This is a genomic window from Paenibacillus sp. FSL R5-0470 (genome assembly GCF_037975205.1).
In the GTDB taxonomy this organism is placed as follows: Bacteria; Bacillota; Bacilli; order Paenibacillales; family Paenibacillaceae; genus Paenibacillus_AQ.
Map to the genome: position 1 here is coordinate 981,843 of NZ_CP150238.1, position 21,694 is coordinate 1,003,536.

Consider the following 21,694-nt stretch of genomic DNA (forward strand, 5'->3'; position numbering starts at 1 on the left):
TGAACTGCCTTATTTAACTGCGCCGCTGGTTACGCCTTCAAAGATGTAACGTTGTAGGAAGAAATATAGAATTATTGTGGGGAGCAGGATAAGCAGAATGGCCGCACAGATTAAATTCCATTCGCCCGAATTGACCCCTTGAAAACGCATCAGGATCGTCGTAACTACGCCCAGGCTTTGTTTTGGCATATATAGATAAGGGATGTACATGTCATTATAGATACTAATCGTCTTCAAGATAATCAAAGTAGCCGTAGCCGGCGTCAATAATGGAAAAATAATCGAGCGATAGATTTTAAAAAGAGATGCACCTTCTACCATCGCGTTCTCATCTAGATCCACGGGAATGTTACGGATAAATTGCAAATAAAGAATAATTTGAATCACATCTGCTCCGATATATAGCACGATAGGGGCGCCGAGTGTATTATAAAGCCCCATGCTTTTGATGATACCAAAAGTGGCTACTTGCGTCGTGATGCTAGGAATGATAGTGGCTATTAGATAAGCACCAAAGACAACAGGCTTTAATTTAAAAGAGAAGCGTCCCAGTACAAATGCTACCATAGTTCCAAATAGAATGTTCAGAATTAAAGTAATAGCTATAATAATTAATACGTTACCAAATCCGTTAAGTAAACCTCCACGTTGGAACACCGCAATGAAATTATCGAAATTAAAAAAGCTTTTTGGCAGTGCCATGGAGCTACTACTGTTAAATTCATCAGTCGATTTGAAGGCATTTACGATAACTACATAAGGAGGGAAAAGCACGACAAATACGCCGATGATTAGCGAGAAGTATTTAATAACATCTGTAAAGCGGAATTTGGAGTTTGTCATGTCTATTTGTCTCCTCCCCGGCTAAGAACTAGTTGCTGTACTAATAGTACGATGACGACAAAGAAGAGCAAGATAATACTCATGGCAGAAGCGAGACCATAGTTGTTGTAAGCAAATGCAGTGTCTACAACTTTCTGTACGTAAGTTTCGCTGGCGCCTGCAGGACCACCCTTGGTCAATACGAATGGGAGATCAAAGACTTCCAGTGCTCCTGTGACGGTAAGAAATAAGTTAAGCTGAATGACTGGCTTCATATTCGGTAAAGTAATTCTCCAAAGGGTTTGGAAAGGTCCAGCACCATCAATCTTTGAAGCCTCATAGATATCGTTTGGTATGGCCTGCAAGGAGGCGATGTAGATGACCATGTTATAACCCATGAAACGCCAAAATCCTGTGGATGCCAGAGAATAGTTGACCAGTCCTTCTGTTCCAAGCCAGCTGGTCTGTCCTAGTCTGGTTAGACCGATGCTATTCAGGAACATATTCAGAGATCCGTTAGTAGTGTCAAAGACATAACCAAACATAAAAGCAACGGCAACTCCGTTCATGATGTAAGGAAGGAAAAGTAAGATTCGGAATGCGTTTTTCCCTTTGAGCTTACTATTCAGAACAACCGCAAAATAAATGGCGACTATGTTCTGAACAATTCCCATAGCGAAGTAAGCAAAGTTATGTGTAAATACTTTGAAAATATCAGGATTAGAGAAGACCTCGCGGTAATTAGCAAGTCCGACCCATGGTTTCTCAGGGCTATAGCCATCCCAATTGGTGAAACTGTAATAGATCAACTTAAGCGCTGGATAATACGTGAATGTCGCAAGGAGCAACAATGGGATCGTAAGGAATGATACGATGATTATCATTTTTTGTTTGTTATAGGAAAGTGTTCCAAACATCGCTAGCCCTTCTTTCATAAAAGCTTGGTATGGAAAGGCAAAATGGACTATCCGTAAGGGCGATAATCCATTTTGCGCAGTGGTGTACTTCTGGTCAAAAGTTTGTATTAATAGCCGAGATCTTTCTTAGCTTTAGCCCAGGCTTTATTCCATTTGTCTAATACAGTTTGCGGATCTTTGGCAAGCACAAATTCCTGTACAACAGCAGGGAGATCTAATTGTGCCTTGTTGCCGATTTCTGTAACCTTCGCATCGTCAACAGTTCCTTCTACTAACTCTACTCCGGTAGCTTGGAATTCTTTTAGCTGAGCCAGATTAGATTCTTTTCCTTTTAGTGGGGAGATAAAGCCCGCGAAGTCCTCATAGCCGGAATCCTCAATCATCCATTTTACGAAAGCTTTGGCAGCTTCTAAATTTTTGCTGTTTTTAGCAACAGCATAGAAGAAGTCAGGGCTAAGAGTAGCGGATGGTTTACCTGAATTGTCATAAGGGAACGGGAAGAAGCCAACATCGTCTGAAGGAGCTCCTACTCCAATAACTTGGTTAATGACCCAGTTGCCGAGATAGTACATGGCGAACTTACCAGAAGCGATGTCTTTTTTCGATTGCTCCCAGTTGGTGGAGTTGATGTCTTTTTCCAGATACCCTTTTTCGTTGAGCTCCTTGAGCAGGCTAAAGGCTTTACCATAGCCGTTGTCCATGGTAAATGGTGTTTCAGAGTTCAGCTTCTCATTAGGGAAGTCGGGGTTGCCTGCAATTAGGCGCGGAGTATCGTAAGCCCATGTACCCAGTGGCCATTTATCTTTGAAGTTAGAGGACAGTGGAATGACACCCTTTGCTTTCAGCTTTTCGCAGGCAGCCAGGAATTCATCCCAAGTCTTAGGGGTTTCTGTGATGCCAGCATCCGTAAATGCTTTTTTGTTATAAACAATCCCGGATGTAGAGTTCCCTGTGGTAATTCCGTACAGCTTACCATCAAAGGATTTGAAGTCTTTAAAGGTGATTTGATCGTTCAGGCCGAGATCATCCAGTGAAGCGAAGTATTTCGGTAGGTCGGAGTTAGGAATGGTAGGAATGAACATAACGTCAGGAAGCTCGCCGCTGGCCATTCTGACTTTAGCCTGTTGATTATAGTCGGTCTGGGAAGCCTCGAATTCGACTTTAACGTTCGGGTATTTTTCATTAAAGCGCTTTAAATATTCATCGTATTCTTTGCCAATCATGTCTGTTCTGTTAGTCAGGAAGGTGATTTTGCCGCTAATGTCAGCTCCTGCTGCAGGTTCGGCTGTTGCGTTGCTTGTCGTGTCACCGCCGGTAGTCTCTGTGTTAGTCGCTGCGGGCTTATCGGTTGCAGAAGCCCCGTTATTGGTGCTGTTGCCATTGTTCGAGCCGCAGCCAGCAAGCGTTGATGATAAAATCATAACCATAACAAAAGATAACGAAAATAACTTATTTCTCATAACTTAATCCCCTTTTCATTATTTTGTTAGCGTTTACATGAACATTATAGCTTTAAATAAAGCGTTTAGAAATGTATTGTATTATTATTTATTGTCTTTATTTGTTTTGTTTGAACGATTATAATTAGTGTGTACCTAACGAATGGATAACAAAATACCAAGAATAACAAGTGGATTCAATGAAATGCTAGAAGAGGTATGTTATTTTGAAAGATGAATAGGCTTACAAAACTTAAGCGAACGCTTCCGAAGTGAGTTTTGTACGAAGTCACTTGGAGAAGCATATGCTCTACAAAACTTTTAGCAATTAGGAGGATATTATGAAACATCTAGAGATGAATCTTGCGAAGTGGGAATTTAGAAGCTGTGGTGACGAGGAGTGGCTTCCGGCTACTGTGCCAGGCACGGTCCATACGGATTTACTGAAGAACGGAAAGATTGAAGATCCCTTCTATGGAACAAATGAACATAACCTACAATGGATTGATAAGAAGGATTGGGAATATCAAACCACTTTGCAGCTTGGTGAAGAGTGGTTGGAGCTTACTTGCACAGAACTTATTTTTGAAGGTCTTGATACATATGCTGACGTGTATGTGAATAATGTACATGTGCTCGCTGCAGACAATATGTTTTTGGCGTGGAGAGTGGATGTTAAAGATCAGTTGAAGATTGGTGAAAACCATATACTAGTGAGATTCCGCTCTGTAGTTAAAGAGGATCTACCTAAGCTAGAGAAGCTGGGGTATGCGTTACCTGCACCGAATGATCAATCCGAGCTTGGGGGACTAGAGGACCAGCGGATTAGTGTTTTTGCCCGCAAAGCACCTTATCATTACGGCTGGGATTGGGGTCCGCGTTTCTTGACCAGTGGAATATGGCGTAAGGCGGCCCTTAAGGGACGTGATTCAGTTCAAATCATAGATCTCTATATCCGCCAAAATGTGATCACAAAGGAAGAGGCTCAATTAACCGCAATTATTGAAGTAGATGCTCCTGCGGCATGGCAGGGAATGCTGCGAATGAGTGCTGATGGTTTAGAGTCGATGCAAGCGGTTTCCTTAAAGAGTGGCAAGCAACAAATAGAGATGGATATCGTGGTAGATCAGCCGCAGCTCTGGTGGTGTAGAGGGCTGGGCGAGCCTCATTTATATACATTCCAAGCGGATTTGGTGAAAGGTAAGGAAGTTGAAGTTAGCAAAAGCGTAAGAACTGGACTCCGGAGCATTCAATTGATTCGGGAGCATGATGCGAAAGGGGCTTCATTTTCTTTTGTACTGAATGGTGTGTCGGTCTTCGCCAAAGGTGCCAATCATATTCCGAATGACAGCTTCATCACAGAAGTTACCGAAGAGCGGTATCGGCATGAAATTGCCACGGCCGCAGAATCAAACATGAATATGCTGCGAGTGTGGGGTGGCGGTTTTTATGAAGAGGAGATATTTTACAAGCTCTGTGATGAATACGGGCTGTTGGTCTGGCAGGACTTCATGTTCGCTTGCAGCATGTATCCGGGGGATGAAGAGTTTCTTGCGAATGTGAAGAAAGAGGCTGAGTATAACGTCAAAAGATTGCGCAATCATCCCTGCATCGCCTTATGGTGTGGCAATAACGAGATTGATTCGGCCTGGTCACAGTTCGAGGAAAATATGGGCTGGGGCTGGAAAGAAAAACTCAGCGCGGAGCAAAGAGCTACAATGTGGGCTGATTATGAGGAAATATTCCACCGGATTCTACCGGAGGCTGTAGCCGCGTTCCATCCAGGTGTGGACTATTGGCCGTCTTCACCGATGCGGAATTTGACTGGAGATATGAATCAACACGCGACGCGGATTGTGGGCGATGGGGATGTGCATTACTGGGGCGTGTGGCACGGGATTGAGCCTTTTGAGAATTATAATACCAAGGTTGGCCGCTTTATGAGTGAATACGGATTCCAGTCGTTCCCGGAACTAAAGACCGTAATGAGCTATGCTGAAGAGCAGGATTTGAAGCTTACCTCAGAGGTGATGCTGGCGCATCAGAAGAATGGACGCGGAAACCTGCTGATCAAGGAATACATGGATATGTATCTGCCGCAGCCGAAGGATTTTAAAGCATTTCTGTATATGAGTCAAATCCTCCAGGCCGAAGCGATTCGAATCGCGATTGAAAGTCACAGAAGAAATAAACCTTATTGTATGGGTACTTTATACTGGCAGATGAATGATTGCTGGCCAGTCGCTTCTTGGGCGGGGATGGATTACAACGGACGCTGGAAAGCATTGCAATATACCGTGCGCTCAAGCTTTCAAGATGTTCTGTTGTCTATTGACGGTACCGACCACGAGCGGATTGACGTTCATGTCGTATCTGATTTAAGAACAGCAGTCACCGCTGATTTGGGGCTTAAATTGTATCAGTTTAACGGTTCGGTACTGCGAGAGTGGACATATCCCGTTGAGCTGGGAGCCGATTCAGCGGCTATCGTATTCTCGTCTCCAGTGACGGAACTGTTAGAAGGTCATGGATCGAACGATGTATTGCTTGAGATCAGCTTGCAGGCTAATGGCGAGATGATAGATCGTAAGGTGCACTATTTTATCCCGGAAAAAGAAATTCGGTTGCAGCGTTCAGTAATTAACATAATGGAAACTCCAGATAGCGGAGGTCTAAGCTTCACTGTGACAAGCGATGTATTAGCTAGAGGCGTATACCTGACCTCAGAAGATGAAGGAATATTCTCTGACAATTACTTTGATCTTCTCCCAGGGCAACCCAAGACGATAACGTTCTCGGAACGCGGGAACGATGGAAGGGACTGGATTCCAGGCGCTCCTAAGGGATTGAAGGTTCAATCGATGGTTGATTTTGTGAGCGAAGATTTACTGTAAATCTTAAGGAGAGATAATTTATTTCTAAAGGAAACAAGCCATGAGCTCGGCTCTTGGTTTGTTTTTTTGTGTGCTGGTATAAATGTTGTTTTTCCTATTCATACTCCGTTCATGTTAACGTCATAGAGAGTACATCTTCATTGGTTAATCTTAGCTTAGCAGTTAGTTATGCTAGTCCAAAACACAGCTGATGACAGGAGAAGATACGAGTGGAAATAAAAGAAAGAATGAAAATGAAGGCGGGCACGAGAACAAGTAAAATACTAAACATACTACTTAAAGTAGTAGGAGCAATAATCATCGCAATCGTGCTTTTTCTCGCTATTGTCTATACAGTTAATTTGATCAGCATTAAATCGGAACAAAATAAAATAGAACCCTATGGTCAGTTAGTACCCGTAGATGGGAAAAACATGAATGTTTATATTCAAGGAAAAGGTGAAGAAACAGTCGTGCTACTACCGGGTTATGGCACAGCAGCGCCAGCTCTTGATTTTAAAGCATTAATAGATGAACTGTCGCCGTTTTACAAAGTTGTCATGATTGAGCCTTTTGGGTATGGATTAAGTGATCTGACCAAAAAGGAGCGCAGCACGGAGAATATTGTAAGTGAAATTCATGAAGCTTTACAGGCTCTTAATATTGACCGTTATATTCTAATGGGCCACTCTATTTCAGGCATATATGGACTAGATTATGTTAACAAGTATGAAAATGAAGTGAGTGCATTTGTCGGGCTTGATAGTAGTGTTCCATCGATAAGCGAGAGGAAGATCGAAGCTTCGGAATTAAGAACTATAAATCTGCTCAAAAAATCCGGTTTAATCAGATTGCAAATGAAATTTAGTGCTGACCCCATTGCTGAACTACCATTTGATGATAAAACAAAAGAACAAATGAGACTGATCAATCGCAAAAACATATTTAATCCCACCCAATTAAATGAAGGTGGAATGATGTATTCTAATTTTAAATCAGCTGAAAGCTTAACATTTCCTAAAAATCTTCCTCTTATTTTCTTTATACAAGCGAATCAACCAGCAACGGATAGATGGATACCAGAGCATGAAAAGCAAGTAAAAGACTCTGTACATGGAAAAGTGCTGACATTTGAAGAAGGTCATTATTTATATCGTACTAAAGCAAAAGAGATCGTAGAAAACTTCAGAGTATTTATGGAAGAAGCTAAGTAAATGACTGTTTGAGCCGAACGAACTTCAGGGTTTTCTCTGATTGTCGTTCGGTTTTTTCTCGTTTAAGGAATTATGATCCAAAAGCCTGACGGTACTTTACGGGGGACATCCCCTCGAACGTTCTGAACACTTTAATGAAATAGCTGGACTGGGCAAAACCGGACTGAGTCGCAACCTGAGCAATGGAGAGTCCAGTAGAAACCAGTAGAAGCTTGGCTCTGGCCAGTCGACAATCCGTTAAATAACGGTTTGGTGTTTTGCCCATAACCATTCGGAACAGCCGTAGAAAATGATAGCTGCTATACCCGGTTAGTCTTGCCATCGACTCCAGTGACCAAGGACGGGCACATTCGACATGAATGATATCTGCGGCACTGCGGATAGACTGCCTGACCTCGTGCGGTACTGAGCCGTGAAGCGGTTCGGAATTCTGTAGCAATTTCACTAGAAGCTCATACAGAAGCGCGGATAGCCTTGGCTCACTACGTGTTACATAGGAAGCGCTCAGCAAGTACATTTCCTCGAATAGCTCGTCCAGCTTAGCGTCCAAATCAAAAGTGAACAGGTATGCACTAGACTGGTCCACTTCTTCTAATAAGGGGAGTACAATTTGAGTGCTAAAATGAACCCAACGAACATCCCAAGGCTCTCCGGGATCAGAGCCGTACTGCTGGTAGGCGCCTTTAGGGTAAAGAAACCCTCGTCCTCTGCTCATTGGAATACGTTCGCCCTCATGGAATACATAACCCTTCCCACCAAAGATTAAATGTAGGTTATAGCTTCCCAGGAATCCTTCACTTCTTCTCTCGGTATGCTGTGGAAAGTGACTGTAATGTCCCAAAAATTCAGGATAACAGACATATTTTGAAAAAGCTGGTGTCGGCAAATACCATTGTTTCTTCATGTTATATGGCACTCATTTCTGTCGCGCATCAGAGCGCTAGTTGGATTAAGGTAATTAACGCAAGATAGTTATATAATCGCAATATTTTGTTATATAAGCCTTATTAATACTGATACTACAATAGAATTATAAAATACTGAAAGCATATTTTTAATACTTTGGAGGTAATCATGAAGAAACCTGTCGCAACAGAAAAATTCGAGCTTGGCGTCTGTTATTATCCGGAACACTGGCCGGAAAGCATGTGGGAGGACGATTATCGCCGGATGCGAGAACTAGGCTTTACAATCATTCGGATTGGGGAGTTTGCTTGGTCTATTTTTGAACCAGTCCAGGGTGAATTTCAGTTCGGGCTCTTTGATCGGGCGATTGATTTAGCTCATAAACATGGTCTTCAGGTTGTGCTCGGTACGCCGACGGCAACACCTCCAGCTTGGCTGACCCATAAGTATCCAGAAGTATTAAACGTGACGTATGAAGGTGTTACCCTTCAGCATGGCATGCGCCGTCATTATAATTACAGTAGCTCAAAATACCGTGAGCTGTGTGCTAGGATTACGGAACAGATGGCTGAACATTATGGCAATCATCCAGGTGTGGTCGGTTGGCAAATTGATAATGAGCTCAACTGCGAGATCAGTGAATTTTATTCAGAGAGTGACCATAAGGCTTTCCGGGAATGGCTGCAGCAGAAATATGTCACGCTTGAGCGGCTAAACGAGGCTTGGGGGGCTGTTTTTTGGAATCAGAGTTATAGTGATTGGTCTCAGGTGTATCTTCCGCGTCCTACCCCGTCACCCAAGCAGCCCAATCCCCATCAGGCTTTGGATGAAAAGCGGTTTATATCGGATAATACGATTTCTTTTGCCGAAAACCAAGCGGAAATCATCCGTAAACTTGCCCCTAAGCAGTGGGTAACAACGAACGGTCTGTTCGGGCATCTCGACAGCCATGAATTGACGGATGAATTACTGGATTTCTTCAGCTATGATTCCTATCCGCAGTTCTCGACTATTTTTTATGATCCGAATGAGCGGAATCCGCTGAATGACAGAGGCTGGGGACTTTCATTATCTGTTGTCCGTTCTATTTCCCCTAATTTCTGTATTATGGAGCAGCAGTCGGGACCGGGTGGCTGGGTGAACCGGATGGATATGCCATCTCCGAAGCCGGGACAGATGCGGTTATGGACCTATCAATCGATCGCTCATGGCGCAGATATGGTGCTGTATTTCCGCTGGCGGACAGCCACGATGGGCAATGAAATTTATTGGCATGGCATTAACGACTACCATAACCAGCCGAACCGAAGAGTACGGGAAGCGGGACAGATTGGTCAAGAGCTGGCGGGGGCAGGGCAAGCACTTATCGGCACCCGTAATCAGGCTAACGTTGCTATTGTTCGTGATTATGCTAATGAGTGGGATGGAGAGTATGATGTGTGGCATGGTCCATTTATGTGGAAGAGTAATAAGGAGTGGTACAAGGCACTCCAGCAGAAGCATATCCCGAATGACGTACTCTATTTACGCAAAAAGACGACGCTGGAAGAGCTCGCACGGTACGATGTGCTTATCTATCCTCACCCGGCAATTATGACAGATGAGACAGCGTCGCTTCTGGATGAATACGTTCAGCAAGGTGGAAAACTGATCTTCGGATGCAGAACCGGCTATAAGGATGAACGCGGCCAATGTTATATGCGTCCTTTCCCAGGTGCTGCTAGAGATCTATGCGGGATCACAGTCGAAGAATTCACAATGGTTAAAGGTAGTCGTCAGCCAACGACGATTAGCTGGTCGGGTGCGGCAGAAGGGGTTACTGGGGCAGATGATTTTAATGATATTCTCCAGATTGAGGATGATTCGGTCGAAGTCATGGCGGTCTATGCCTCGGACTATTATGCGGGAAAACCGGCGGTTACAAGAAATCGTCGCGGCAAAGGCGAGGTTTGGTATTACGGAGCAGTCTTTAATGAACAAGCAGCGTCCATAATCATAGATCAAGTCAGCCTGCAGTCGCCAGTAGATTGGCTGGTGCTCCCTGAAGATGTAGAGCTGCAAGTTCGTAACGGGACTTCTTCCAGTTATACTTTTTTGCTTAATTATAGTGAAGCTCCTGTCGCGATCCATCTTCATGAGACCAAAATGGATTTACTGAGCGGGACAACGTTATCGGGTGAGGTTACTATGGAAGGCTTTGGTGTATTGATATTATATTAACGCTATGAATAAATAATGATATTAATGGAGTTGCGTATTAGAGAACTAATATGTAACTCTATTTTTTTATAGAAGATATTCAAAAGGATACTTTTTAAATATAGTTATTAATTCCAACAAAATACAACGAGCAACAGGTACAATATAAAGAATATTCTAGATTTGAAGGAGGGAAGTCTTATGATCATTGAAGCTGAGAAAGTATTGCTGCAGTATTCGTTCATCGATCCCATCATTGAATTCATTAGACATAATGAGAATATTACATTTAAAGTGACCGACAAAACGGATAACAAGAATTATTTGTTGCGTATACATAAACCAATATCGGAAGGGTTCTCAGGCTTACAACATACCCGAGATGGATTACAGGCAGAAATGTTTTTTCTGCGAGAAATCGATCAGAAGAACATACTAAAAGTTCAAAGACCTGTTCTAAATCAAAAAGGGGAACTGGTTACTGAATATAGTTCGGAGCAATTTGGTACTAGTTTGGCCACTCTTTTAGAATGGATCGAAGGCTCGACGCTAACCCAAGATGAAGATAACATTGAACAGATTGTTTATAGATTAGGTAGAAATCTTGCTAGTTTACATGAATTCTCACGAACGCTAATGCCCTTGGAGTTACATAGACCTGTATACAATGTCACAAAGATTGATGAAACTTTAATAGAACTTGGAAAGGGAACAGACAATGGAGCCCTTATTCAGGAGGATTACGAAGTTATTAGTAGCGTTCTACTCGTAGTAAAAGAACAATTAGCAGAGCTAGACGCTAGGGACAACTCATGGGGATTCATTCATGCTGATTTTCAACTGGGCAATGTCCTTGTGTCAGAACAAAATCCTATCTTAATAGATTATTGTTTATTTGGTTATGGTTACTACCTGTTTGATTTGGGCTCTGCATCTTCCATGTTGAAAAGTGAGCTGCGCAAAATGCTTTTGGAGGGTTATGCTTCTAAATCAAGCTTTTCGCTTGATGAGATTCGGTACATTGAAGGACAAATATTTATGGATATTTTTATTAGTTACGTATTTTTTATTCATGACTCTGAGAGGAACGGTTGGATAAAAGAGCACGCCTCCAAAATATGCAGCACGTTATGTCGGGATTTTCTTGAGGGGAAAGAGGTATATTATTCGTTTTAACGATGGTGTGATATTCTAATGGGGAATGAAAAATGAAGGGACTGAACTATGCGCAGAGATCATTATTTTTAAACCAACTATTAAAATTTAATGGAGGTAAAAATAATGTTAACTACAGAGTTACACACAGAACGATTACATTTAAGAAAAATGAAGGTAGCGGATTCGCCAAGTTTGTTTAAAATTTGGTCTGATCCAGAGGTTACCAAGTTCATGAATATTGATAGTTTTACTGATGAAAATCAGGCAAAAGATATGATAAAACTTCTTGATGAATTTTCTCTAGATAACAAAGCTATTCGTTTCTCTATAATTGAAATGGAATCCAATGAAATCATAGGTTCTTGTGGTTTTAATTCCTTAGACTTTGAAAATGAGAAAGCGGAGATTGGATATGACATTGCTAGAGCATTTTGGGGAAGAGGCTATGCTTCAGAAGCTATAAGTGCTTTGTTAGATTACGCATTCTCAACTTTGAAGCTGAATCGAATCGAAGCAAAAGTGGAACCCGAAAACGTGAATTCAGTAAAAGTCTTGCAAAAGCTGAACTTTATGTTTGAGGGAACCTTAAGAAGGTATGAAAGAGTAAACGGAAAGTTTATAGATCTCAATATGTATTCAAAATTAATAACAGATTGATTATTTAATCCCAGAGGTTATATAGGTCTCCATAAGGAATAAAAACTTATTCACTATAAATATAGGAGTTGACCAGATGGAGACAATATTAACAGAGGAAATGATCTTGGATGACCTACTAAAAACATTTCATCGTTTATTCGGTATGAATGTAATTGAAACTACTTCGATAAAACGAGGCTGGTTAAACTTAAAGTGGAAAGTTACGACGGATGCAGGGGAATTGTTACTTAAACAATACAACAAAGAAAGATATAAATTATATAAGTCAGAGGAGATATTGTTAGCACTCTCTCAACAGATTAGATTGTATGACCAAGATCTAGCGTGCCCCAAAGTGTTATCACAGAATGAAAGTATTTTGCTTGAATCTGATAATGGAGAACGCTTCCTGGTGATGGAGTATTGCCAGGGAAAACTAATTTCACCAGGTAAAATCAATGTCCATCAAATATATGATTTAGGTCGAGCAACAGGAAAAATGCATCGATTGTTAAATGACGGGACACTTGGCATTAAAAATAGTCCGCAATTTATTCCTCCAAGTCGTGAGGAGCGTTTAGCACATTGGAACTCCGTTTGGGAAAAGACTAAGGGACTTGGTAAACCTCAGCTGCTTGCTGAGATAGAAACTCAATTTAAAGCTACTGAAGAAATGAATATAGAATTACTCGACTTACTTCAAACAGGCTGGGCACATCGTGACCTTTGGGTAGATAATCTTTTATTTAATGATAACGGTTTATCTGCAATTCTAGATTTTGATCGACTAAAATATGACTATCCGCAGCTTGATGTAGCTCGTGCTGTGATGTCATGTGCCTTAGATGATAATTTAGATGTCTCCCTGGCTTCGGCGTTTATGGAAGGGTACAGTGAGGAACGCGACGTGGTAGAGGGCTATTTAACACATTCATTACAGTTGTTGTGGTATATGGAAAGCACATGGTGGATTAATGCTAACATGGATCAACATAGTGTACCGCCAGCTCGCTTTGCGAAGGAAATGATTTGGCTTGCAGAAAATCAAAAAAATATGTCCGCTTTGTTAGGAAATCTTTAGAATCTCCATAATTAGCAGCGACAGTTTAGGGCTTGCTTTTCCACGTCCATGACTGCCGCTGTTTCTATTATTGAGGTAATTCGATAAGAACATGACCTTTTTCCCCATAATCTACATTGACTTGGGTTTGTCTCACCCCTATGATGATTATTAATATAAAATAAATGGCACGAAGAGGAGCGAAACATCATGGCTTTGGAGATCGAACGCAAGTTTCTGCTGCCGGAATTTCCGGAGCAGCTTATTCAAGAAGGCGAATTGAAGATTGTGACCCGGCATAATATCGATCAGACCTATCTGGCGATAGACGGCGGACAAGAGCTGCGTGTGCGTAAAATTACGGATCTGGACTCAGGTGAGGTAACGTATACACACACGTTTAAGGATGGCAAAGGGATCAAGCGCGAAGAGATCGAATATTTTATCTCAGAGGGTTTATATAATCAGATGATTGAGGCGGTTAATGCGGTAGCCTTGGTCAAAGAGCGGATTACGGCGGTGTGGAATGGCACAACGGTTGAGATCGACGTCTATTCTCAGTTGAAATTGTCCGTTCTGGAGGTTGAATTTGAATCTTTGGAGGAAGCGGAAAGCTTCAAGGCGCCGGAATGGTTCGGCAAGGATGTCAGCACGGAACGGCAGTACAGCAACAAAACCGTCTGGAAAGAGCTGCAAAATAAGACAAAGAATTAACGGACTTTAGCGCGTAAACGTGGTAGTATATAGGGAAAACAGGCAACGATTAAGTGAAACTTATATTTATATATAGTATATGAGGGGTTCAGGAGGATGAGCATGAAGTATATAAGCACAAGAGGCAATGTGGAACCTAAAGGCTTTATCGATACGGTGTTGATGGGACTTGCCGATGACGGCGGATTGATGGTTCCTTCCGAGATTCCTGTCGTTTCAGCAGCTACTTTAGAAGAGTGGAGAAGTCTTAGCTACCAGGAATTGTTCCTGAAGATTTTCGCCTATTACACTAATGATGAGATTCCTTTAGAAGATTTGCAGGAAATGGTCAATACTAGTTATGGCAATTTCCGCACGCCGGAAGTAACGCCTATTCACCAAGTGAATGATTCCCTGTATGTACTGGAATTGTTCCATGGCCCTACTTTTGCCTTCAAAGATGTAGCACTGCAGTTTATGGGTGAGCTGTACTCGTATATTTCCAAAAAGCAGAACAAGATCATCCACATCCTCGGAGCAACCTCGGGGGATACTGGGGCGGCTGCGATTCAGGGTGTCCGCGGTAAAGAAGGAATCAAGATCTGTATTCTTCATCCGCATGGTAAGGTTAGTAAAGTGCAGGAGCTGCAGATGACTACGGTTGATGACAGCAATGTACTGAACCTGTCTGTTCATGGTAATTTTGATGATTGCCAGAAGGTGATTAAGGATCTGTTCGCAGATCTCGACTTTAAGAGTCGCTATCATCTGCGTGCGATCAACTCCATTAACTTTGTACGTATTCTGGCGCAGACTGTCTATTATTTCTATGCGTATCTGCATGTCGATGGCAGCAGTGAGAAGAAGATTAACATCAGCGTGCCTTCCGGCAACTTCGGTAATATTTTCTCCGGATATTTGGCGAAGCAAATGGGATTACCAATTAACAAACTGATTATTGCTACGAATGAAAATAACATCTTGGAGCGTTTCGTGAACACGGGTGAATACAAACCGGGCAGCTTCACAAGCACATACAGTCCTTCGATGGATATCCAAGTGGCGAGCAATTTTGAGCGTTATCTATATTATTTGGTAGGCGAGGATTCCGAGAAACTATCCGCGTATATGTCCAAGCTGCAAACCGAGGGCAAGATTACGGTTGAAGGCGAGGCGCTTCAGCAGGTGCAGAAGGATTTTGCAGCGCTTGGCGTGAAGAATGACCAATGCTTGAATACAATTGCTAAGTATCAAAAAGAATATAGCTACCTACTTGATCCGCATACTGCATGTGGAATCGCAGCTTACGAAGCTTTCAATGGCTCGGATGAGATTGGGATTACCTTTGCGACCGCACATCCAGCTAAGTTTGACGAGGCGATTACTCTGATTGACATTAAGCAGGAATTCCCGGCACAAATTAAAGCGTTGTTCGAAATGCCACAACACCAAACCGTAGTGGATCATGACAAGGATGAAATTGTGCGTCAATTGCAGGCTTTTTATAAATAAGTTGTAAGTCCATATGGCTCAGCAGGCTCCTGTTCTTAAGTTAAGAATGGGAGCCTCTTTACTGCATCTTTCGACAAATAATGTCGCTGTTTACTATGAATAGTTTGATATCGACAAAAGATGAAGGAGTGGTGCTTTTTTTCACAAAGTGGATCTATCGGAATTTGTCGGAAATTTGTCCTGAAAAGTAGACATGACTACCCTGAGAGTGAGAAAATAGCATATAGAGCTTTAGTAAGAACTAAAAAGGACGGGATTATCATGACAATTCGTTTCGGGGTCATTGGAACAAACTTTATTACAGACCGCTTCGTGCAAGCCGGCTTGGAGAATGAGGAGTTTATCCTGACAGCCGTGTACTCCCGCACAATGGAGAAGGGTCAGGCCTTTGCTGCAAAATATGCTGGAGCTACAATTTATACGAATTTGGAAGATATGGTTTCCAGTAAAGATGTCGATGCTATTTACATTGCAAGCCCGAACTCCATGCATGCTGAGCAGGCGATTATGTGCTTAAATCATGGCAAACATGTACTCTGTGAGAAACCAGCTGCCTCAAACAGTGCGGAGCTTAGAGCAATGATTGAAGCCGCTCAGAACAATGATGTGTTGTTGGTAGAAGCAATGAAATCGACCTTCATGCCGAATTTCGGAGTGATCAGAGACAATTTGTATAAGATTGGTCAAGTACGTCGTTATTTTGCGAGCTATTGTCAATACTCATCGAGATATGACGCCTATAGACAGGGAACGGTATTAAATGCTTTTAACCCAGCCTTCTCTAATGGCTCGTTGATGGATCTTGGTGTTTACTGTCTGTATCCTATGGTAGTGTTGTTCGGGAAACCGAAGTCTGTAAAGGCCGTGGGTCTAATGCTCTCTTCTGGAGTGGATGGAGAAGGAAGTATTGTCATGCAATATGATGATATGGATGCAGTTGTGATGCATTCCAAGATCGCTGATTCCTATTTGCCAGCCGAGATTCAAGGGGAAAGTGGTACAATGGTGATCGATAAGATCAACCAACCTTACCAAGTGAAAATTCATTATCGCGACGGAACCGTCGAGGAGCTTACGCAGCCTCAGGTATTCGAGTCTATGTATTATGAGGTTGAGGAATTTATCAACTTAATTAAGAATGGTGAACGGGAAAGCAGAGTTAATACACATGCGAATTCCTTGGCAGTAGCAGAAGTTATGGAGGAAGCCAGAGCACAGATCGGCCTCCGCTATGCCGCAGATCTATAAATAGAATGGGGAGCAGCACTTGAAGACTTTTAAAAAGGTATACATTGAGATAACAAGCGTCTGCAACCTGGCCTGCAGCTTTTGTCCACCAACCGCCCGAACGAAGAACTTTATGAAGCTCGATACTTTTAATACGATATTAGATGAAATTAAGCCACATAGTAATCATATTTACCTTCACGTAAAAGGTGAGCCATTGCTGCATCCCAAGATTGGTGACCTGCTGGATGCGGCACATGCCAAAGGGTTCAAGGTCAATATTACTACCAATGGTACGTTAATTCATAAGGCTGGCCCTAAGATCCTCGGCAAACCTGCACTTCGACAGATGAACTTCTCTCTGCATAGCTTTGATGGGCATGAAGGATCTGAGAACCGCGAAGGGTATTTGTCGGAGATTATTTCTTTTGTACGGGAAGCATCCGCGCAAGGGGTCATTATTTCCTTCCGGCTGTGGAATTTGACGGAGGATAATCTGACCAATCTGGAGAAGAATCGGAACCGTGAGACCCTTGCTGTGCTGGAGGAAGCCTTTAACCTTGATTTCAAGATCGAAGAAAAGGTTGTACCTGGCAGCGGCGTCAAGGTTGCCCCACGGGTATATCTCAATCAGGACCATGAGTTCCGATGGCCTGCACTGAATGAGCCGGAAGATGATGGAAAAGGGTTCTGTCATGCACTACGCAGCCAAGCGGCAATCCTTGTGGATGGTACCGTTGTACCGTGCTGTCTGGATGGTGAAGGAGTCATTAACCTAGGAAACATTCATGAGACTCCTTTCTCAGAAATCGTAGAGGGTGAGCGGGCGAACAATCTGTTTTACGGGTTCTCTCGTAGAGAGGCAGTAGAAGAGCTGTGCCGCAAGTGCGGATATCGGCAACGGTTCGGAACTTGAGGATTGGAATATAAACAGAACCGGGACATGGCAATTTCATGAATCCTGGTTCTGTTTTTTAATTAACGGGAGTGTATATATAATAATAAGTCTTTATAGTCTCCACTTTGGAGCGAAGGAGGAGTATATGCTGAAATCGTTGGAAGCCATCACCTTATACCGTGAAGGAATACAAGATCATTTGGAGAATAACCTCTGGCTGAAGCTTATTGTCCAAGCCGAGGAGCAGATTGTAAATTTGGAGCGAGTGGAATCTCTGGAGGAGTTGGACCGCAGGAATCCCGTGCTGGATTATGTGGAACGCAGTTTGCAGCTGCTAGACCAGCTTCCCCGTTCGATTTGGATCAAAGAGCTTGTGGAAGAAACATTAATCTGGTCAGAAACAGCTAAGGGTGGCACATTGAAGGAGCGGTTACTTTGGCAGGAGGAAGGCATTAACTGTTTTGTACATAACATTGGCTCCGCACAGTTATACGGGAAACATTTGAGCGGTACGGTCTCTGACAAAAGTGCACTGGTTCATCGGCTTATTGAAACCCATGGACTGATAGGACAGCAAATCCGTGGGGAGGTGCCTCCGGAAGTAAATAAGCCGCTTCGTGATCTTGTGGAGGAACAGTTACTGACTGCCGAGGAACTTGAACGTTTGCTAACCGTACTCAATCATTGCATCATCGGAGCTGTATCTCCCGAGCTATGGCTGAATGTAGAGCATGAAGTGAAACAGCTTATCACTCTGATTGCATCCGGTGAACTTGCTAGTCCAATGCCGATGAAAGAAAGACTGCGCAGAATGCGGCTAGGTCCGATCTCTAGAGGAGAGGATTTCACTACGGAGTGGGCAAAGCTGACACAGGAAGGCTTCCATGCGGAACGGTTGGAGTCTTTAAGTAACACTATCTTCTGGTATGTGGAATCTGCAATGCAGACTTTCTCGTTGGAGCAATTTCTGAAGGTGATGTTGCTTGCAGCTCAAAGGGCTCAGAATGAACCCCTACGCCATATCAGCTTCGAGCAGGTTATGAACAGCATTTACTATGACTACAAGGGTGTTAAGAAGATCAATGTTTATAAGAAGCGGATTATAGAAAAATATTTATCGGAGCTTAGATGGGAGGATATCGAAAAAGGGACTTTACCTGATGAGAATCCTCATCTAATGCTTCGTCCATACGCTAAGGAACATCTGCCAGACACGGTGTTTTTTCAGTTTCAATTCTCGGCAGCGGCAGAGAAGCTGATCGAATTCTGTATGGAAGCTGAAAAATCGCCCTTGTATGAACGTGCTGTATTGCTGTTATTCGACTTGTTCGAGCTACGCAGGGACGCCTTCGACCGTTTTCATAATGAAGATACCTACTTAAGTCAAATGAATAATACAGCAGATTATAAGGCTGTGATTCTGGAGCATGTCATTGGGAAAAAAGTGCTGGATATCGGCCCGGGCGGCGGTGTGCTGCTGGATTTGCTGGAAGAGCGGATGCCAGAGGTTACCCCTATCGGCATTGATATATCGAGCAATGTAGTGGAAGCTCTGCGGCAGCGCAAGCAACGGGAAGGTCGTCAGTGGGAGGTCCTGCAGGGAGATGCGTTGAACCTTGAAGATTTCGTGGAGGCTGGAACGGTGGGTACGGTAATTTTTTCTTCGATTTTGCATGAGCTATATTCTTATGTGCCGCTTAATGGTAAAAAGTTCAATCATGACACCGTCTCGGCCGCCCTGCGAAGTGCTTTTGATGTATTGTCAGTGGGCGGGGTTATCATTATCCGCGATGGGATAATGACCGAACCCACAGCATTGCTGCGGAAAGTTCGTTTTCTGGAGGAAGACGGTATGGCGTGGCTGGAGCGTTATGCGAAGGATTTTGCCGGACGTCAGCTTCAGTATCAGAGATTAGGGGAAGAAGAAGTACTCATGCCTGTTAATGATGCCATGGAGTTTTTATATACGTATACCTGGGGCGAAGAGGCTTACATTCATGAAGTACAGGAACAGTTTGGTTATTTTACCCCTACGGAGTTTGCCTCATTTATTGAACAGACTTTAGGAAAGCAGGCGAAGATTGAAGTCTTCCGGCATTACTTGCAAGAAGGTTATACCGAAGCGCTGCGCGATAGAGTAAGGTTCATGGATGAGAGCGGACAGGAAGTGGCCTTGCCAGACAGCACCTGCTTTATCGTGATTCGGAAGGAATAGTTGAAAGATAACATCATCTGCATATAAAAAAGCAATCGGCAACCCCTTTGATGTGGTAGAGGTCCGATTGCTTTTTCTATATAGAGAATTTTGTCTTTGTTAGATTAGTATTTCTAGCTGCGACTTATCAGAATCTTCGGCTAAACGCTGAATTTCTTGGTAGGTGGCTAATTTCTCAGTCCGTTCCTGATCTTTAATTTTATCTCCGGTGTCTTTTATGGTATCGCCTAACGTTTCATTCATTTCCGATATTCTATCTTCGATTTTGGATAACTGCTCACGTTTGGCTGTTGCAGAATGAGTAGAACGAGCTTCATCCGATTCGATTTCCTTGGTCAGAACTCTTGCCTCGCCATGCATCTTAGAATGGGTAGAAGAAACTACCTCCATTTGTGAAACATTTTGGCTTATAGCAACAATCGTATTCAATCTTTCGTTTTGTATCTCTTGCTCGGTTTTAGGTTCATCCGATAGATCTTCTTTTTGAGCTTTTTCTAAGTTCTTTTGTTGCTCTTCAAAGGTGTACTTCGCAATTTGTTGGTCAATCGTTTGGAGCTGTTTATCGAATTCCTTAAGTTGATCTTGAATAGAATCAAGGTTATGTGAGTTTTTGGTGGTTCTTTCAATTAGGCTGTTCTTGTTATCGATGATACTCTGTTTTTGTTTAAGTAGAGAATCAACCATTCCGCTCATTTTAGATTGATTTTGAAAAGCTGCTTTTGCAGATTTGCTTATCGATAAGTGGTCTCCGCTACTACTTGTCTTGCTGTTTGAATTTATGGTTTTATCGTTAGTTTGGTGACTAACAGCTACATTAAGTCTCGTTCCCATAGCAGAGGTCATATTCGTTATATGCATAGCTTATTCTCCTCCTACGACGATAAGATCTATCTATAATATATCGGTAGATGAACAGGAAGAATTAATAAAGAGAGCCATTAGCTTCAGAACGACCGATGAATAGAAATTAAACAGCAAGATGTCAACGGGACCCCTTCCTAAACTCCGAAGGCGAGCATTTCATCGCTCTGCGAAACACTTTAATAAAATAGCTCACATTATCAAATCCGACCTCGAATGCGATGTCGGATATTTTTCTGTTGCTTTGTTGAAGTAGATCGGCGGCTTGGCGAATTCGGTAAGAGTTAATGTAATCTACTGGAGTCTTACGGGTCATTTCTTTGAAAAAGCGGCAGAACTGTCCTTCACTCATGGGGATAAGGTCGGAGAGGTCCCGAGTTCGAATCGGCTCCTGATAGTTATCCTGAATATAGAGAATAATCTTCTTAAGTCGATTGATCTTAGTAGTATCAGCGTCATCCAACTGGCTGCGGTTTACAAAACGATCCTCTGGAGCAATCAGCGAGAGCATGATGAGTAACGTTCCTTTAATAAAAGCTTCAAACCCGGGAGATTGCGCAGCGTAGGCGTCCATCATGCGTTCTAAGTGCCCGAGAAGTTCATGCTGCCATTTCACAGCCGGTGTTAGGTGGCGAGGAAAGCTTTGTCTTTTCTCCTGAAGGGGTAAGATGGTGTTCTGCTGGATCGTATCATATTGGGCACTAGCGAGAAGATCAGGAAGAAACACGAGCGCACAAAATTTGCAGGGCGTATCTTCGTTCAGTACATAGGCAGCGTGAATATCACCAGACTCGATAAATACAGCCTCACCGGCTTTAAGTGGGAAATATTCGGTATCCACCTGAAACAGAATTTCTCCTTCGAGCAGCATGAAAAACTCCGCTTCTTCATGCCAATGGGTATCGAGGACATGTGTTCCAGCTGGTAATTCTATCCAATAAGCTGCAAGCGGAAACATGCTATCGCCATGCACTCTGTCTTCTTTTAGCAAACTCTGGGTTGTACGGTCCATAAATGCCACTCCTTTCGGATAAAACATCAAAATAGTGTTATAAATGAGC

Annotated in this window: 17 protein-coding genes; 11 read left to right on the plus strand and 6 right to left on the minus strand. The window is 42.8% G+C overall.

What is annotated here, in order from left to right; translation table 11 throughout:
• Positions 1 to 9 precede the first annotated feature (9 nt).
• The 3 genes from MKY99_RS04310 to MKY99_RS04320 all read right to left on the minus strand — a co-directional run bounded on the left by MKY99_RS04310 (position 10) and on the right by MKY99_RS04320 (position 3,199).
• Positions 10 to 843: a carbohydrate ABC transporter permease gene (locus MKY99_RS04310; RefSeq protein ID WP_042185023.1), complete on the minus strand. Its 834-nt coding sequence runs from the start codon at positions 841 to 843 to the stop codon at positions 10 to 12.
• Between the two features lie 2 nt (positions 844 to 845).
• Positions 846 to 1,739 (minus strand): sugar ABC transporter permease, encoded by an 894-nt coding sequence (locus MKY99_RS04315; RefSeq protein ID WP_339268882.1) that lies wholly within the window; start codon positions 1,737 to 1,739, stop codon positions 846 to 848.
• 107 nt (positions 1,740 to 1,846) lie between these two features.
• Positions 1,847 to 3,199, minus strand: a complete 1,353-nt coding sequence (locus MKY99_RS04320) for an extracellular solute-binding protein (protein ID WP_076299086.1) — start codon at positions 3,197 to 3,199, stop codon at positions 1,847 to 1,849.
• 320 nt (positions 3,200 to 3,519) lie between these two features.
• On the opposite strand from MKY99_RS04320, the gene MKY99_RS04325 reads away from it, so the two are divergent.
• Both MKY99_RS04325 and MKY99_RS04330 read left to right on the plus strand, forming a co-directional pair.
• Positions 3,520 to 6,072 (plus strand): glycoside hydrolase family 2 protein, encoded by a 2,553-nt coding sequence (locus MKY99_RS04325; RefSeq protein WP_339268884.1) that lies wholly within the window; start codon positions 3,520 to 3,522, stop codon positions 6,070 to 6,072.
• A 227-nt stretch (positions 6,073 to 6,299) separates the two neighbouring features.
• Positions 6,300 to 7,265: an alpha/beta hydrolase gene (locus tag MKY99_RS04330; protein WP_339271496.1), complete on the plus strand. Its 966-nt coding sequence runs from the start codon at positions 6,300 to 6,302 to the stop codon at positions 7,263 to 7,265.
• 70 nt (positions 7,266 to 7,335) lie between these two features.
• Here MKY99_RS04330 and MKY99_RS04335 read toward each other — a convergent pair whose 3' ends face one another.
• Positions 7,336 to 8,169: an AraC family transcriptional regulator gene (locus tag MKY99_RS04335; RefSeq protein ID WP_339268886.1), complete on the minus strand. Its 834-nt coding sequence runs from the start codon at positions 8,167 to 8,169 to the stop codon at positions 7,336 to 7,338.
• A gap of 170 nt (positions 8,170 to 8,339) precedes the next feature.
• Here MKY99_RS04335 and MKY99_RS04340 point away from each other — a divergent pair, with 170 nt between their 5' ends.
• The 9 genes from MKY99_RS04340 to MKY99_RS04380 all read left to right on the plus strand — a co-directional run bounded on the left by MKY99_RS04340 (position 8,340) and on the right by MKY99_RS04380 (position 19,772).
• Positions 8,340 to 10,391, plus strand: coding sequence for a beta-galactosidase (locus MKY99_RS04340; RefSeq protein ID WP_339268888.1), 2,052 nt, complete (start codon positions 8,340 to 8,342; stop codon positions 10,389 to 10,391).
• 180 nt (positions 10,392 to 10,571) lie between these two features.
• Positions 10,572 to 11,546 carry a phosphotransferase gene (locus MKY99_RS04345; RefSeq protein WP_339268890.1) on the plus strand — a complete coding sequence of 325 codons (975 nt, stop codon included), beginning with the start codon at positions 10,572 to 10,574 and terminating at the stop codon, positions 11,544 to 11,546.
• Positions 11,547 to 11,636: 90 nt separating this feature from the next.
• Complete coding sequence (locus tag MKY99_RS04350) at positions 11,637 to 12,185, plus strand: GNAT family N-acetyltransferase (RefSeq protein WP_339268892.1); 549 nt, start codon at positions 11,637 to 11,639, stop codon at positions 12,183 to 12,185.
• 76 nt (positions 12,186 to 12,261) lie between these two features.
• The gene (locus MKY99_RS04355; protein ID WP_339268894.1) at positions 12,262 to 13,248 is read left to right on the plus strand and encodes a phosphotransferase; all 987 of its coding nucleotides are present in this window, start codon (positions 12,262 to 12,264) and stop codon (positions 13,246 to 13,248) included.
• Positions 13,249 to 13,437: 189 nt separating this feature from the next.
• A complete protein-coding gene (locus MKY99_RS04360) occupies positions 13,438 to 13,941 on the plus strand; it encodes a CYTH domain-containing protein (RefSeq protein WP_076283838.1) in 504 nt (167 codons plus the stop codon).
• Between the two features lie 102 nt (positions 13,942 to 14,043).
• Positions 14,044 to 15,432: a threonine synthase gene (thrC, locus tag MKY99_RS04365; protein WP_042185043.1), complete on the plus strand. Its 1,389-nt coding sequence runs from the start codon at positions 14,044 to 14,046 to the stop codon at positions 15,430 to 15,432.
• A 261-nt stretch (positions 15,433 to 15,693) separates the two neighbouring features.
• Positions 15,694 to 16,680 carry a Gfo/Idh/MocA family oxidoreductase gene (locus MKY99_RS04370; protein WP_042185046.1) on the plus strand — a complete coding sequence of 329 codons (987 nt, stop codon included), beginning with the start codon at positions 15,694 to 15,696 and terminating at the stop codon, positions 16,678 to 16,680.
• A gap of 19 nt (positions 16,681 to 16,699) precedes the next feature.
• Positions 16,700 to 17,575: a radical SAM/SPASM domain-containing protein gene (locus MKY99_RS04375; protein WP_339268897.1), complete on the plus strand. Its 876-nt coding sequence runs from the start codon at positions 16,700 to 16,702 to the stop codon at positions 17,573 to 17,575.
• Positions 17,576 to 17,702: 127 nt separating this feature from the next.
• Complete coding sequence (locus tag MKY99_RS04380) at positions 17,703 to 19,772, plus strand: class I SAM-dependent methyltransferase (RefSeq protein WP_339268899.1); 2,070 nt, start codon at positions 17,703 to 17,705, stop codon at positions 19,770 to 19,772.
• 99 nt (positions 19,773 to 19,871) lie between these two features.
• Here the strand turns inward: MKY99_RS04380 and MKY99_RS04385 are convergent, their stop codons facing one another.
• Both MKY99_RS04385 and MKY99_RS04390 read right to left on the minus strand, forming a co-directional pair.
• The gene (locus MKY99_RS04385) at positions 19,872 to 20,630 is read right to left on the minus strand and encodes a hypothetical protein (RefSeq protein ID WP_339268901.1); all 759 of its coding nucleotides are present in this window, start codon (positions 20,628 to 20,630) and stop codon (positions 19,872 to 19,874) included.
• A gap of 124 nt (positions 20,631 to 20,754) precedes the next feature.
• Positions 20,755 to 21,645, minus strand: a complete 891-nt coding sequence (locus MKY99_RS04390) for an AraC family transcriptional regulator (protein WP_042185052.1) — start codon at positions 21,643 to 21,645, stop codon at positions 20,755 to 20,757.
• Positions 21,646 to 21,694 lie beyond the last annotated feature (49 nt).